This is a genomic window from Burkholderia sp. IT-111MI5 (assembly GCF_949752865.1).
Lineage (GTDB): Bacteria > Pseudomonadota > Gammaproteobacteria > Burkholderiales > Burkholderiaceae > Burkholderia > Burkholderia pyrrocinia_C.
Genome location: NZ_CATKIF010000071.1, coordinates 295,061 through 309,938, shown reverse-complemented (window position 1 = coordinate 309,938; position 14,878 = coordinate 295,061). Strand labels below are relative to the sequence as shown.

The following is a 14,878-nucleotide window of genomic DNA, read 5'->3' as shown; positions in this document are numbered from 1 at the left end:
CATTACCAGCCGAACTTCGCTTCCATGCCGACATAGTCGGCATTGCGCGCACCGAGCGCGCGAATCGAGTTGGCGATCTGGAAGTGCACGGCCTCGACGGCCAGCGCCACGTTCGCATTGACGAGCCAGTCCACGCGGGCCTGCGCATACATGCCCGTCCACGAACCGCCCTTGCCGGCCGTGCCCGGCACCGCCGACATCCCTTGCCCGTAGATCGCGTCGGCTGTCGACTCGCGCCACTGGAAACCGACCGCGGTCAGCACCGTCACGTTGCTGGCCGGCTTGAACGTCAGCGAAGGCTTCACGTGAATCAGGTTGCTGTAGCCGGTGTAGCCGGCCAGCGTGAAGTAATAGCCGTTCGGGAACAGCGGGTTGAAGGTGCCCATGCGCCCGTCGCCGGGATGCTTGTCGCCCGACGCGCCGTCGACCTGGATGCCGATGCGCGGCGTGCCCGCCGTCTTCGTGAACGTGTAGCCGCCCAGCGCGCCGAACGCCCACGCACCGATCGTGTCCTGCCCGATGTGCCCCGTCTGGAGCATCGCCTCGACGTCCCAGTCGAGCCGGCCGGATTTGCCCGCGTAGCGCATGTCGAACACGTCGCGCCGCTCGGTGCCGGCCCCCGCGAGATAACGCGCGTTGTCGCGCGTATAGCGCGACCAGTAGGCCGACAGGTCGCCGGGGCCCGTGCCGCTGCGCTCGACGCGCACGCCGTCGAATCGCAGGTGCCGGTTCGACACGTCGTCGAACACCGCGTCGTTGCGATATTGCACCGGACGCGTCACATAGCCGATCAGCCGCCATTTGCCGATTTCGTAGTTCGCCCACAGCGCGTCGAACGCCTGGCGCACGTTCGGCCCGTCGCGCACCGACACGAACCGCTGCAAGTCGAACGCCATCTCCTGCCGGCCGATGCGGGCCTTGAGCGTGCCGCCGCCAATTTGATCGACATACGCGACGAACGCCTGCTCGATATCGAGCTGATCCTTGTCGACGGGCCCGACCGTATCCTTGCCGAACGGCCGCGCATCGACGAACTGGACGAACGCCTGGAAATGCCCGGCATAACGCAGATCCGCATGCACCGTCGCACGCTGGATCACGTAATTGTCGTCATGCGCGGCGCCGAGCCCGAACAGCGGCGCGTTGTTCAGCTCGAAGCGCTCGCGCAGGTTCGCGCCGAGCGACAGGTAGGTCGACGGGTCGGCGCCCAGCGGGATGTACTTCAGCGCATCGAGCGGCTTGCGCGGCACGCACGGATCCGCGAGTACCGACCAGTCTTCCTGCCAGCGGTTGAACAGCACGGTCGGCCGCTTGGCCGTACACGTCGCGCCGGCGGTCGAGGCCGGCGCCGCGGCATCGGCCGCCGCGGCTTCCTCGGCGCCGGCCGCCGTCCCGGCGCACGTCGCGACGCCGCCCGCCAGCACGGCGGCCGGCAGCACGCGCCGCCACGCCCGTCTCATCGGCCGGCGGCCCATCATTTCGACCGCGCGTGGATCTCGGCGACGTAGCCGCCCGGGAACTGCACGAGCGCCGCATCGCGCCCGTCCGACGTGAAGGTCGGCACCAGCACGGTCACGCCCGCGGCCTGCGCCTGCTTCAGCGTCGCGGCCAGATCCTGCACTTCATAGCCGGTCATCTCGCGGCCGAACGGGTAAGGCAGATGGCCGTCAGTAGCCAGCACGGTCATCTTGCCGAAGCCCGACTCGATGCGGATGCGGCGATACGTGTCGTTCGGCCGGCCGATCTCGATGCCCGGCGCCTTGCGCACGTCGGACACGACCTTGCCGCGCGAGAACGCGACGAAGTCGTGCACCAGCTTGCTCGCGCTTTCCGGCGACACGTACACGCGGTTTTCCGGCACCGTCTGCAGCGGGTCATACTTCGGCGCCTGGGTGTGCCAGTAGAGTTGCATGTTCACGCCGCCCGGCCAGCGGACGATCGCGTCGCGGCCGATCGGATCGGGGAACGTGTCGACGATCACGTCCGCGCCGTGCGCGCGCGCCGACTTCACCGCGACGTCCATGTCGGTGACGAGATAGCCGGTGCGCTCCTCGCAGAACGGATACGGAATCGGCGTCTTGAAGCCGAACACCGAGACCGTGCCGACCGGCGTCAGCACCAGCTGCGACATCGTCTGGCTCGGCGTCGGCGTGACCTGGAACACGCCCTGCTTCGACTTCTTGCCGCCGAACGTCGCGACGAAGCTGTCGGTGAAGCGGTCGAAATCCTCCGGTGCGACGCACACGTGCGTCGTGTCGTATTGCGGGCCGACCGCGACGGCCGGCACCTTCGCGGACGAGGTCTCCAGCAGGCGCGTCTCGTCGGCATGAGCCGGCGCGGTCGCCAGCAAAGCGCCGAGCACGGCCGTCGACGCGGCCGTCATCCGCAATACTTGTCGCAACTTCAGTGCAAACATCGAATTCTCCTTGAAAGTGGCAAGCGCAGCCGTATGCTGCGCGCGCATTCAGCGTGACGTCGGCCGCGTGTCGGGCCGACCGGATTGATAGGCGAGGAAGCACAGCGCGGCGAGCGGCAGCGCCAGTGCCCAGAAGGCGGCGAACACATAGGCCGCCGCCCCCGCGCCCGCCCCGAGCGCAAAGCCCGCGACCGGCGGCAGCGTGCGCCGCAGCCGCACCCGCGCGGCGTCCCGTTCGGCAGGCGCTGCGAGCGGCACGAGCCAGTCGAACGCATCGATCACTGCCTGCGTGACATTGCCCGTCATCACCGTGTTGGCGACGACCGAGCGGGCCGTCAGCCGGCCGTGCGCGTTCTGGACACCCATCGCCGCGGCGCCGAGCAGGCCGCACAGGATCGTCCTCGGCGCGTCGGCGTCGGCGATCGGCGATGCCATCACGCCGGCCAGCATGAACCCGGCCAGCAGCACGGCCTGCAGCGCATACAGCGAACGTGCGCGCACGCCATGGCCCAGCACGCGCATCCGATGGTCCAGCACGCGCGCGCCGACGATGCCGGCGATGAAGGCCGGAAACGCGAGCCACTTGATCACGAGCCCTTGCCCGACGCCCGCCAGCCCCGAACCGATCAGGATGAAGTTGCCGGTGACGTGCGCGGTGAACAGGCCGAACAGCGCGACGAAGCCAAGCGTGTCGACATAACCGGCGATCGACGCGAGAAACACGTCCTCGCCGCGCACGTGATCGGGCGCGGCGGCGGCGGCGCCCGCGGTTACTTGCTGCGAAGGCATGAGCCGGTTTCCTGGAATGTGTCGACTGCGCCGGCGCCCGACGAGATCAGATAAAGCATGTTCCGCTCCGGTTTCGCCGACGGGTCCGGCTTGCCGACTGGCATCCGGCCCATGCGGCGGTTCGGAAGCTAGAGTAGTGAAGGCCGGCCTGAATGTCTTGGCGGCGGCCTGAAATTTTCTGAATCCGCCGGCTCGCGCGCAGGACGGAGGCGCCGGTCCGGTTCGACGCAGGGCGATACCGCAAGGAATTCAGCGCCGCAACAAAAGCCGCGCTGCAAACCGTATTCGCGGCCCCGATCGTGTTATTTTTCGATCGATAGTTTAGGCATGCGCGCCATCAGGAGCCGACGAATGACCGAAAGAAAACGCAGCACGCCGGCCCGCGAGCCCGGGACCGACACCGACGGCAACGCCGTCACGCCGGGCCGCCGGCTCGCGCCGGAAGCGCGCGAGCGTCAGATCGTCGAGAAGGCGATCGAGCACTTCGCGACGCACGGCTTTTCCGGCAGCACGCGCGAGCTCGCGCGGCAGATCGGCGTCACCCAGCCGCTGCTGTACCGGTACTTTCCGAGCAAGGAAGCGCTGATCGATCGTGTCTACGACGAGATCTACACGTGGGATCCCGACTGGGAAAAGCTGATCGCCGATCGCGCGGTCCCGCTGCAGGAGCGGCTCGTCGCGTTCTACCGCGCGTACGCGCAGACCATCCTGCGGCGCGAATGGATCCGCACCTTCATCTTCGCGGGGCTCAGCCGCGAGGGGTTCAACACGCGCTACCTGTCGCGGCTGCGCGAACGCGTATTCCTGCCGGTGCTGCGCGAGCTGCGGTACGAATACGACATCGCCACGCCGGCGACGGAGGCCCAGCGCAATGCGGAAATCGAACTGGTCTGGAGCCTGCACGCGAGCATCTTCTATTTCGGCGTCCGCAAATGGGTCTACGGCCTGCCGGTGCCCGACGATCTCGATACCGAAATCGAACGGCTGATCGACGCATTCCTGCACGGCACGCCCGCTACGCTGAAGCAGCTCGCGTCGGGCGCGACCGGCCGGCGCCGCCGGCGCGCGTGACGCGGCGGCGGCCGGCGATCGCGCGCGGGTCGCGTGCAACTGCGGCGCGACGGTCGACGACGGTCGACGACGGTCGATGACGGTCGAATCGGCATCCGGCATTTTCGCACTCGGGCTCCTTGGTCGGTCGCGCCGACCGTCGGACCGCCGCTTGCGGCGCGATTCACGCGATTCACGCGACGATCAAGGGGCACCGGCCACCAGGCAACAACGTGATCGTGATGCAGCGGTCGACGCCCGGCCGCGCGCGCTACCAGACGAATTCAGAACAATTTATCCGGCACGCCGCGCGCTTCGCCTATCCTCGACAAGTATTCGCGCCCGCGCCTGCCGTGCGCGGGACGAACCGGACAGGGACCGTCACATGACCATCGCCACGCCTTCGATCACCCATCACACCGTCACCGCGAACGGCATCCGCCAGCATTACATCGATGCCGGCAGCGGGCCCGTCGTCGTGCTGCTGCACGGCTTCCCGGAAACCAGCTTCGCGTGGCGCTTCCAGATCCCCGCGCTGGCGCAGCGCTACCGCGTGATCGCGCCCGACCTGCGCGGCTACGGCGAAACCGACAAGCCGGCCGCCGGCTACGACAAACGCAACATGGCGCGCGACCTCGCCGAACTGCTCGACACGCTCGGCATCGACCGCATCGCGCTCGTCGGGCACGACCGCGGCGCACGCGTCGCGACGCGTTTCTCGAAAGACTTCCCCGAACGCGTCGACCGGCTCGTCGTGATGGACAACGTGCCGACGCGCATCGTCGCGCAGAACATGACCGCGCAAACGGCGCGCGCGTACTGGTTCTTCCTGTTCCACCAGGTGCCGGACCTTCCCGAGGCGTTGATCGCCGGCAAGGAAGCCGAATGGCTGAGTTATTTCTTTTCCGACTGGTGCTACAACCCGCACGCGATCTCCGGCGACGCGTTCGACACGTACGTGCGCGCGTATCGACGCCCGGGCGCCGTGCGCGGCGCACTGGCCGACTATCGCGCGAACGCGGAAGACGTGAAGCAGGATCTCGTCGATGCGGACGTCCGGATCGCATGCCCGACCATGGCGATCTGGGGCGAGGATTTTTATGCGGTCGGCAAGATGTTCGACATGAAATCCGTGTGGGAAAGCATGGCGACGAACCTGCGTGCCGAGCCGATCGCGCAGTGCGGCCACCTGCCGCAGGAGGAGCAGCCGGAGCGCGTGAACGCGCTGCTGCTCGACTTCCTGCAGCACTGGGAAGGCTGAACCGCCGCGCGCGCGAAGGATCATCGGGAGAAAGCAATCATGAGCGACGTTTCGGGCCCGCTGGCGGTCGTCATCGGCGGATCGGTGGGCGGGCTTTTCACGGCCACCGCGCTGCGGGCAGCCGGATGGCGCGTCAAGGTCTTCGAGCAATCGCCGAACGACCTCGACAGCCGCGGCGGCGGCATCGTGCTGCAAGCGCCGATCGAACGCGCATTCACGTTCGGCGGCGTGCCCGTGCCGCGCGATGCGGGCGTCGATTCGGTCGACCGGATCTATCTCGACGAACACGACCGGATCGTGCAACGCCTGTACATGCCGCAAACGCAGACCGCGTGGAACGTGATCTACACGGCCCTGAAGCGCGCGCTGCCCGCCGGCGTCGTGCACGCCGGCGTATCGTTCGAGCGGTTCGCGCAGGAAGGCGACCGCGTGATCGCGCATTTCGCGGACGGCCGCGTCGAGCAGGCCGACCTGCTGGTCGGCGCCGACGGCGGCCGCTCGATCGTCCGCGCGCAACTGCTTCCCGACACGCGGCCCGCGTACGCGGGGTATGTCGCGTGGCGCGGGCTCGTCGACGAGCATCTGCTTCCCGAAACGGCACTGCGGGTGCTGCGCGACCGCTTCACGTTTCAGCAAGGCGACGCGCATCTGTTCCTGACCTATCTGGTGCCCGGCCGCGACGGCGCGATCGAACCGGGCAAACGACGCGTGAACTGGGTCTGGTACCGGCGGCTCGCAGCGGATCGCCTGCCGTCGCTGTTCCTTGCGCAGGACGGCACGCAGCGCGACGGGTCGCTGCCGCCCGGCGCGATGCGGGACGACAACCGGCTCGAACTCGTGGATGCCGGCCGCCGGATGCTTGCGCCGACGCTCGCCGCGCTCGTCGATGCAACGCAGGCACCGTTCGCGCAGGCGATCCTGGATCTCGCGGTCGAGCGCATGGCGTTCGGCCGCGCGGTGTTGCTCGGCGACGCGGCCTGCCTCGTCCGGCCGCACACGGCCGCCGGCGTCGCGAAAGCGGCGGAGAATGCGGTCGGTCTCGCCGACGCGCTGCGCGGCGTCGTGCACGGCCCTGCGTTCGATGCGGCGCTGTCGGGCTGGGAGGCCCGTCAGCTTGCCGCCAATGCGTCGCTGTCCGAACTCGGTATCTCGCTCGGCAACCGGATCATGGGGCGCGCGTGACCGGCGATCGGACGCGCGGTGCATCGTTCGATCATGCGATGGTCTTCGACATACCGCCGTCGACCTGCAACGCGGTGACGAACCTTTTATTTTTCAGATGCTCGAACCGGGCGCCGATTTCACTCGAACGCGACGACGTTCTCCTGATCCGGTCGCGCCGGGTCGCCCGACGGGGCCCACGTCGAGCCTGAAGCCGTGAAGCCACACGGGTTTCTCCCCGCTGCACCGCCTCAACCCGCCGCAACCACCGAGTTAAACGACGTATCCCAGAACGGCGCGACATTCGCCGGTCCATCCAGCACGCCGATACGAGCGAACACATCCGCGACCTGCTGATGCTGCGCCACCACGTCGGGCGTCACCGGCAGCAGCGCATAGTCGTCGCTGCGCTGCTCGAACATCGCGACGAGATCGGCAACCGGCACGCGCGTCTCGCGGTTCTGCACGAGCGCATAGTCGCGGAAATGCCCGTTCGCCCACGCATACGCACGTCGGAACCGCAGCAGCAGATCGCCCGTCGCTGCTCGACGGCGCGCATCGTCGAGCGCGCGCGGGTTCGCGTAGACCGGAAAATTGCCCGACAGATAACCCTTCCCCGTCTTCAGCACGCGCGCGCCGTAGCGATTGCGCGCGAGCTGGCCGTTGTAGCCGTAGATCGCCCACGCGTCGATGTCGCCGCGATCGTAAGCGGACAACCCATCCGTCGGCGACAGGTTGATCGGCTGGATGTCGTCGAAGCTCAAGCCGGCCTCCGCCAGCTGGCGATACAGGAAATAGTGCGACGTCGTCGCGCGCACGTAGCCGACGCGCTTGCCCTTCAGTTCCGCGATGCCGCGGATCGGCGTGTCCTTGCGCGCGAGCGTGACCTGGTTGTTCAGGTCTTCGCGTGCGCGGGAGATGAACCGCACATTGGCCTTCTGGCGCGCCGCGAACACCGCCGGAATTTCGCTACCCGAACCGATATCGAGCGCATCCGCATTGAGCGCCTCGATATGCAGCACGCCGTTGTTCAGCTCGCGCCATTCGATCCGGTACGGTGTGTCGCCGAGGCCGGCCGCCTGCAGCAGCGCGCGCCAGCCGCCCTTGTAGGTCGCGACGCGCAAGGTCGTGCCGGCGAGATCGGCATTGACGGCCGGCGCAGAGAACGCGGCCCTTGCGGAAAACGGGGCCAACGGGGCCGACACGACCGCGGCACCGGCGAGCAGCAGGCGGCGGCGTGCCGCCGAAATTGACGACATCGGATGCTCCTGTCAGTCGGATAGGAATCGGATAAGAAGTGAAAACCGTCGTATCAATGAAGCACCGGAAATCCGTGGCGTTCGGCCAGCAGTTCGAGGATGCGCCGCGCGTCGGTGACGAAGCGCACGTCGCCGAGCGTCTGCGCGTCGTCCGGCGCCGGCTGGTCGCGGCCGAGCACGAGCACCGGCAGGCCCTGGTGCGCGTCGTCGAGCGCGTCGATCACCGCATGCCGCGGCCGCTCGAAACCGATTCGCTTCACGTCGATGCGGCCGGCGCGGTCGGGCGCGCTCGCCAGCAGTCCTTCGATCGACAGTCCATGCGGACAGACGAAGCGTCGGCCCGGATGCTTCGGATCGCTAAAGCCCGGTTCCAGCAAAAACAGTACATCGCGACTCATGTCAAACGGCTCCCGTGTTCGTTGTACGACCGGGACGAACGCGCGCGTCGGCGCCCTCGTGTTCCCGGAGCATGCCGGCCCGCGACCGGATGCCCGACTCTACCGTCACGCATCGCACTGCCCTACCAACGTTTTGCGAAATCGATATGCGGCCGCGCATAGCGCATCGGCCGTTCGCCGCACAGGGGGCGTTGCATAAAAGCATCGCGAGCCGAACGGCATGCATTGCGGATATCGAACGATTTCATCGATCGATATGACCGCGGCCGCGTGTTTCCGGCGCTCGGCGTTCGCCTTCGGGGCGATGCGTTCGCCGCAGCATGCGCGCCGGACGCGATCGCGACGCACGTGTCGAGCGTGCGGCAACGCACATTGCAAATCCGCCGCGCAGCGATTTACAAACCACGGATCGACCGTTCAGCGCAGCGCCCGTCGTCAATAGCATCGTGATCCTCGCAGACGTAGTCATAAAAACAGAGGATGGTCATGATCAAAAAATCGGTAGTCCTGGGTTTGGTTTCGATCGGTTCGGCCGGCGCGCATGCGCAGAGTTCGGTCACGTTGTACGGCGTCGTCGATGCCGGTATCGCCTATACGAACAACCAGGGCGGCGCGAGCAACATCCAGCAGACGAGCGGCAAGCTGAGCGGCAGCCGCTGGGGCCTGAAAGGCGCGGAGGATCTCGGCGGCGGCCTGCAGGCGGTCTTCACGCTCGAAAGCGGATTCCGGCCGAGCGACGGCGGGCTCGGCCAGGGCGGCCGCCTGTTCGGCCGCTCCGCGTACGTGGGCCTCGCGAAGAAGGGGCTCGGCACGCTGACGTTCGGCCGCCAGTACGAGCCGATCACCGATCTCGTCGCGCAGTACTCGGGGTCCGGCTTCTGGTCGCCGGCCACGCACGTCGGCGACAACGACAACCTGAACCAGAGCTTCCGGCTGAACAACGCGGTGAAGTTCCGCAGCGACACGATCGCCGGCTTCACGGCCGACCTGCTCTATGCGTTCAGCAACCAGGCGAACGGCGGCGCGGGCACCGGTTTCTCGAACAACAACGCGTGGGGCGTGTCGGCGAACTACGTGAACGGCCCGCTGTCGGTCGGCGGCGGCTACGTGCGGCTCAATCATCCGAACGCGACGTCGAATACCAGCGGCGCGGTGGGCGGCGCGACCTCGACCACCGGCAACGACTACAGCGGCGCGTTCTTCTACGGGCTGAACGGCGGCGTGCTCAAGCAGCAGATCGGCGCCGTGGGCGCGAACTACGCGCTCGGCCGCGCGACGCTCGGCTTCGCATGGAGCCACACGCAGCTCGACTATGTCGACGGCTCGTCGCGCAAGTTCAACAACTACGACGTGAACGCGCGTTATCAGATCACGCCGGCGGCCACGCTGATCGGCGTCTATACGTTCACCGACGGGCGCGCGAGCGGCCTGCCGGGCACCGGCGGCCAGACGTTGAAGCCGCGCTGGCACCAGTTCACGCTCGGGTTCGACTATGCGTTGTCGAAGCGCACCGATCTCTACCTGTCCGGCATCTACCAGCTCGCGGCCGGCGATCCGAGCACGGCAACGTCGGGCGGCTATCGCAAGGTCGCAGCGATCTCGAACATCGGCAGCGCGTCGTCGACGAACCGCCAGGTCGCGATCGTCAGCGGGCTGCGCGTGAAGTTCTGACGGCACGCGCAGCGGGCGCCGCGCGATAAGCACGATAAGCAAAGCGGGAATCGTTGTTTGCCGCGTCGCGCCCGGTTGCCGAGAATGTCCGTTTCCCCGCGTGCGGCCGCCGCACGCGATACGCGTTCGACCATGACCGATTCCCGTTTTCCTTCCCGCCCGCCGCGCACCGGCCGGCGCGCGGCGCTGCGCCAGCTCGCGGGCGGATGGGCCGCCGCGCTGCTGCCTGCCGGCGGCGCGCTCGCAAGCCAGCCGCTCTCCCCGCTGGACGTGCCGGCGTGGACGCATTCGCCGGGCGCGCCGCTGCTGTCGCCGCCGTACGGCGTGCCGGGCCCGCACGAACGCGACGTGATCCGCCGCAGCGCCCGCACGCCTGCGCTACCCGGCTCCGGCTCGTCGATGACGCCGCTCGCGGACCTGTTCGGCGACCTCACGCCGAACGGCCTCGTGTACGAGCGTCATCACGCGGGTGTGCCGGACATCGATGCACAGCGCCATCGCGTCGTCGTGCACGGCCTCGTGCGCGAGCCGCGCGTGTTCACGATCGACGACCTGCTGCGCTTCCCGTCCGAATCGCGGATCCACTTCCTCGAATGCTCGGGCAACACCGGCAGCGAATGGAACGGCCCGAGCGGGCTGCCCGTCCAGTTCACGCACGGGCTGCTGTCATGCTGCGAATGGACGGGCGTCCGGCTGTCGACGCTGCTCGACGAAACCGGCGTCGATCCGTCCGCGCGCTGGCTGCTCGCCGAAGGCGCCGATGGCGCCGCAATGACGCGCAGCCTGCCGCTCGACCGGATCCTCGAGCGCGCGCTCGTCGTCTATGCGCAGAACGGCGAACGGCTGCGCCCCGAGAACGGCTACCCGGTGCGGCTGATCGTGCCGGGCTTCGAAGGCAACACGAACATCAAGTGGCTGCGGCGGCTGAAGCTGGTTCGCGCGCCGGAGATGACGCGCGAGGAAACGTCGAAATATACGAACCTGCTGCCCGATGGCTGCGCGCGCCAGTTCGTGTTCGAGATGGACGCGAAGTCGGTGATCACGCGGCCGTCGGCCGGCCATCGTCTCGCTGCGCACGGCTATCACCCGATCGGTGGCTATGCGTGGTCGGGCCGCGGCCGGATTCGCGCGGTCGACGTATCGACCGACGGCGGCCGCACGTGGCGACCCGCGCGGCTCGCGGGCGACGTGCGCGATCGCGCATTGACGCGCTTCGAGGCCGACTGGGTCTGGAACGGCGAACCGGCAGACCTGCAAAGCCGCGCGACCGACGACACGGGCTACGTGCAGCCGACCCGCGATGCGCTCGTCGCCGCGCGCGGGCTCAATTCGCAGTACCACTACAACGGCATCCAGAACTGGCGCGTCGGCACGGACGGCGAGGTGCGCAATGCGTAAGCTGCTCGCCTTTCTCGTCGCCACATCCACGGTCGTATCAAGCGCGTTCGGCGCAGGCTTCGGCCTCGGGCAGCCTGTTGATCGCGCGGCGCTCGCCGCGTGGGACATCGACGTCGCGCCCGACGGCAGCGGCCTGCCGCCCGGCGCGGGCACGGTCGCGCGCGGCGGCCATGTGTTCGCGGACAAATGTGCGATGTGCCACGGCGCCGGCGGCGAAGGTGGCGTCGGCGATCCGCTCGTCGGCGGCATCGGCTCGCTCGCGGGTACGAAACCGAAAAAGACCGTCGGCAGCTATTGGCCCTACGCGACGACGCTGTTCGACTACATCCGCCGTGCGATGCCGTACAACGCGCCGCAATCGCTGAGCGCGGACGACGTCTACGCGGTCACCGCATACGTGCTGCACCTGAACGGCATCGTGCCCGATGACGCGCGGCTCGACGCACGCACGCTGCCGCGCGTGAAGATGCCGAACCGCGACGGTTTCGTGCCCGATCCGAGGCCGGGCCGGTTATGACGCGACGCGATCCGCTCGCCATGCAATCCGCAATCGTTCCCGCGCGAACCGCCGCAGCGCGTGCGCATCGTCTTCGTTCGGCTTCGGCTCGCACACACCCCGCAAGGAACCCGTCATGAGCGAAACCACCCTCGCCGCCCCCGTCGCATCGTCGCCGTTCGTCGACGTTCGCTCGCCGGCGGATTTCCCCGACAGCCCGGTGTCGCGCGTGCTCGCGCAACCGCTGATGCTCGGGCTGTTCCTGCCGATCCAGGCCGGCGGATGGAGCGCATCGACGCTGCCGCGCTCGACCGACTGGACCTTCGACTACAACGCCGACCTGGTCGCGCGCGCCGAAGCGCTCGGCTTCGATCTCGTGTTCGCACTGTCGCAGTGGCTGCCGAAAGGCGGCTACGGCGGCGTGTTCGACGGCCAGGCACTCGACTCGTTCATGACGCTGGCCGCGCTGACCGCGCGCACCGAGCGGATCATCCTCGTCGCGACGAGCCATGTGCTCTACGGGCCGTGGCATCCGCTGCATTTCGCGAAATTCACCGCGACGCTCGATCACATCTCGCGCGGGCGCTGGGGCATCAACGTCGTGACCGGCCATCGCGCGATCGAGCACGAGATGTTCGGCTGGAACCGGATCGAGCACGACCGGCGCTACGAGATGGCCGCCGAATTCCTCGACGCGGTCCAGCAGCTGTGGGCGCAACCAGACAATTTCAGCTACGCGCCCGCACTGTCGAGCTGGCGCCTGGGCGGCGCATTCGTGACACCGAAGCCGCGCTACGGCCGCCCGCTGCTGATCAACGCGACCGGCTCCGACGCGGGCATCGATTTCGCGGCGCGCTATTCGGACATCGTATTCGTCACGAGCCCGGCCGGCCCCGACGTCGACCTCGCGCTCGACGCGCTGCCCGCGCATACCGCACGCGTGAAGGCGGCCGCCGCGGCACGCGGCCGGACGATCCGCACGCTGCTCAATCCGCTCGTGATCTGCCGCGAGACGGCGGCCGAAGCGCGCGCGTACCGCGACGCGATCGTCGCGCATGCGGACGAAGGCAGCTTCCATCGCTTCGACAGCGACGCGCATGCGTGGCGCGGCGGCTTCGAACAGCGCTCGCAGGCTGCCGCACGCGCGATCGGCGGCAATATCTCGATCACGGGCTCGCCCGACCAAGTCGCCGACACCATCGTGCGACTGCACCGCGCGGGCATCGACGGGATCCAGTTGAGCTTCTACGACTTCAAGCCCGACCTCGACTTCTTCGGCGAGCGCGTGCTGCCGCTGCTGCGCGACGCCGGGTTGCGGCGCTGAAGTCAGGCGGCCGATGCGTCGCGCGCCGCGGCGCACGGGCCGCTGCAACCCGAGGTGGTCGCGCAGCGTGCGGCCCGCATAGTCGCTGCGAAACAACCCGCGGCGGCGCAGGCTCGGGCAGCACCAGCGCGATGAAATCGTCGAGCCCGCCGGGCAGCGTCGGCGCCATCACGCTGTAGCCGTCGGCGCCGTAGCGCACGAACCGCTCCTCGAGCGGGTCGACGATCTGCTCCGCCGTGCCGACGAGTTGCGCATGGCCGCGCGCGGCCGGATCAGAACACGCGCCCTTCGGTCAGGTGCGTCGTCACGCCGTTCAACTCGTAGTCGCCGATCACGCGCGCCTTGTGCAGCAACGGGTTGTGGCTGAAGATCGTGCGCAGGTTGCGCCAGTGCCGGTCGAGGTTGTGTTCGCGCGCCGTCGCCGACGCGCCGCCGACTTCGAACAACCGCTCGGCCGCATGCAACGCGAGCTTGCTGACGATCAACTGCGTGCGCGCGGTCGCGAGCGCGCTGTCGAGCACGAGCGCATGCGCATCGGCGTCGCCGGCCTCGATCGCGTCGGCGGAGCGGTCGAGCGCCCGCGCGTTTTCGCGCACGAGCCCATCGATCGCGTGACTGTGCGCGGACAGTTCGCCGACGACCTGCTGGATGAAATGATCGTCGCGCGCGGTCGGCGCCGGGCTGTGCAGCGCCGGGCGGCCGTGCGCGAGCACATAGCGGCGCGCATCGGCGACCACGTTGCGCACGATGCCCGCACCCGTCGCGACCAGATGAAGCTGCCGCAGCGCACCGCAATGGCGGCCGACGAGCGACGAACCGTCGCGCGCGGCCACTTCGTCCGCGAACACCTGCACGTCGTCGAGCAGCAGGCTGCCGCTCGCGGTCATGCGCTGCCCCATCCCGTCCCAGTCGTCGAGCACCTGCACGCCGTCGCGCGCGACCGGAATGATCACGGCAAGCGCGTCGCCCTGCTCGTTCTCCACGTTGATGCGCGCGAAATCGGCAAACGCGGTGCCCGTCGAATAGTATTTGCGGCCCGTCACGCGATGATGAGCGCCGTCCCGGCGCAGCACGGTCGTGTTCTCGCCGGGCCGCGACGTGCCGCGCTCGGTCGACGCACCGCCGAAGATCGCGCCGGCCAGCGCGCGTTCGAGCTGCACGTCGTTGAACGGCGTGCGCGGCGACAGCCTCAGCGTCTCGGTCATGTCGTAGTGGATGCGCAGCGCGTGCGCGAGATTCGAATCGGCCGCGGCCAGCGTCGCGATCGTGTCGAACAGATCGACCAGCGTGCCGCCGAGGCCGCCGCGCGCCACCGGAATCCGCAGCACGCCCAGCGCCGAGCGCCGGAAGATCGCGAAGCCTTCGAACGGCAGCTCGCGACGCGCTTCGCGTTGCGCGGCATCCTGCCCGATCGCGTTCGCGAGATCGGGCAGCGCGGCGAGCGCGTCGCGCAACGCGTCGCGCGGGTCGACGGCATCACGGGCAGTCATTCGGCGGTTCCTTATGCGAGAAGATCGGGAGCGTCGCTGCGTGGCGTGGTCGAGGCATTCGCGACACGGCGCACGCGCGGCACCGCAAAGTATAGGGACGCACCCGCCGCGCGCGAAAAACCTATTTCAGCTTTTGTTATGCGTGCGCCGGGAATGGCGGCGCAC

The 14,878-nt window shown here is 68.4% G+C and carries 13 protein-coding genes and 1 pseudogene; 7 read left to right on the top strand and 7 right to left on the bottom strand.

Annotation, left to right across the window (positions count from 1 at the left end; all coding sequences use genetic code 11):
* Nucleotides 1-2: 2 nt before the first annotated feature.
* Genes ACM6JT_RS32870 through ACM6JT_RS32860 form a run of 3 tightly spaced genes read right to left on the bottom strand, consistent with a single transcriptional unit; the run spans nucleotide 3 to nucleotide 3,205 of the window.
* The gene (locus ACM6JT_RS32870; RefSeq protein WP_258170593.1) at nucleotides 3-1,460 is read right to left on the bottom strand and encodes an alginate export family protein; all 1,458 of its coding nucleotides are present in this window, start codon (nucleotides 1,458-1,460) and stop codon (nucleotides 3-5) included.
* Nucleotides 1,461-1,474: 14 nt separating this feature from the next.
* Nucleotides 1,475-2,416 (bottom strand): hypothetical protein, encoded by a 942-nt coding sequence (locus ACM6JT_RS32865; protein WP_034184659.1) that lies wholly within the window; start codon nucleotides 2,414-2,416, stop codon nucleotides 1,475-1,477.
* 48 nt (nucleotides 2,417-2,464) lie between these two features.
* Nucleotides 2,465-3,205 (bottom strand): YoaK family protein, encoded by a 741-nt coding sequence (locus ACM6JT_RS32860; protein WP_105392429.1) that lies wholly within the window; start codon nucleotides 3,203-3,205, stop codon nucleotides 2,465-2,467.
* Nucleotides 3,206-3,556: 351 nt separating this feature from the next.
* On the opposite strand from ACM6JT_RS32860, the gene ACM6JT_RS32855 reads away from it, so the two are divergent.
* The 3 genes from ACM6JT_RS32855 to ACM6JT_RS32845 all read left to right on the top strand — a co-directional run bounded on the left by ACM6JT_RS32855 (nucleotide 3,557) and on the right by ACM6JT_RS32845 (nucleotide 6,698).
* Nucleotides 3,557-4,276 (top strand): TetR/AcrR family transcriptional regulator, encoded by a 720-nt coding sequence (locus tag ACM6JT_RS32855; RefSeq protein WP_034184391.1) that lies wholly within the window; start codon nucleotides 3,557-3,559, stop codon nucleotides 4,274-4,276.
* 364 nt (nucleotides 4,277-4,640) lie between these two features.
* Complete coding sequence (locus ACM6JT_RS32850; RefSeq protein WP_034184392.1) at nucleotides 4,641-5,516, top strand: alpha/beta fold hydrolase; 876 nt, start codon at nucleotides 4,641-4,643, stop codon at nucleotides 5,514-5,516.
* 39 nt (nucleotides 5,517-5,555) lie between these two features.
* Nucleotides 5,556-6,698 (top strand): FAD binding domain-containing protein, encoded by a 1,143-nt coding sequence (locus ACM6JT_RS32845; protein ID WP_414857993.1) that lies wholly within the window; start codon nucleotides 5,556-5,558, stop codon nucleotides 6,696-6,698.
* A 230-nt stretch (nucleotides 6,699-6,928) separates the two neighbouring features.
* Here the strand turns inward: ACM6JT_RS32845 and ACM6JT_RS32840 are convergent, their stop codons facing one another.
* Entirely contained in the window at nucleotides 6,929-7,936 is a 1,008-nt protein-coding gene (locus ACM6JT_RS32840) for an ABC transporter substrate-binding protein (RefSeq protein WP_414857992.1), read from the bottom strand.
* A 53-nt stretch (nucleotides 7,937-7,989) separates the two neighbouring features.
* A complete protein-coding gene (locus tag ACM6JT_RS32835) occupies nucleotides 7,990-8,334 on the bottom strand; it encodes a DUF3088 domain-containing protein (RefSeq protein ID WP_072437935.1) in 345 nt (114 codons plus the stop codon).
* Between the two features lie 486 nt (nucleotides 8,335-8,820).
* Here ACM6JT_RS32835 and ACM6JT_RS32830 point away from each other — a divergent pair, with 486 nt between their 5' ends.
* From ACM6JT_RS32830 to ACM6JT_RS32815, 4 genes are all read left to right on the top strand, one after another.
* Nucleotides 8,821-10,005, top strand: coding sequence for a porin (locus ACM6JT_RS32830; protein WP_414857991.1), 1,185 nt, complete (start codon nucleotides 8,821-8,823; stop codon nucleotides 10,003-10,005).
* Nucleotides 10,006-10,137: 132 nt separating this feature from the next.
* Complete coding sequence (gene soxC, locus ACM6JT_RS32825) at nucleotides 10,138-11,403, top strand: sulfite dehydrogenase (protein WP_414857990.1); 1,266 nt, start codon at nucleotides 10,138-10,140, stop codon at nucleotides 11,401-11,403.
* A complete protein-coding gene (locus ACM6JT_RS32820) occupies nucleotides 11,396-11,920 on the top strand; it encodes a c-type cytochrome (protein WP_414857989.1) in 525 nt (174 codons plus the stop codon). The genes soxC and ACM6JT_RS32820 overlap by 8 nt, the downstream gene beginning before the upstream one ends.
* A gap of 115 nt (nucleotides 11,921-12,035) precedes the next feature.
* Nucleotides 12,036-13,223 (top strand): LLM class flavin-dependent oxidoreductase, encoded by a 1,188-nt coding sequence (locus tag ACM6JT_RS32815; protein ID WP_217589208.1) that lies wholly within the window; start codon nucleotides 12,036-12,038, stop codon nucleotides 13,221-13,223.
* An 18-nt stretch (nucleotides 13,224-13,241) separates the two neighbouring features.
* Here ACM6JT_RS32815 and ACM6JT_RS32810 read toward each other — a convergent pair.
* Nucleotides 13,242-13,488: pseudogene (locus ACM6JT_RS32810) on the bottom strand (nitrilotriacetate monooxygenase); the annotation flags it as partial.
* A 7-nt stretch (nucleotides 13,489-13,495) separates the two neighbouring features.
* Nucleotides 13,496-14,713, bottom strand: a complete 1,218-nt coding sequence (locus ACM6JT_RS32805; protein WP_407972776.1) for an acyl-CoA dehydrogenase family protein — start codon at nucleotides 14,711-14,713, stop codon at nucleotides 13,496-13,498.
* Nucleotides 14,714-14,878: the final 165 nt, after the last annotated feature.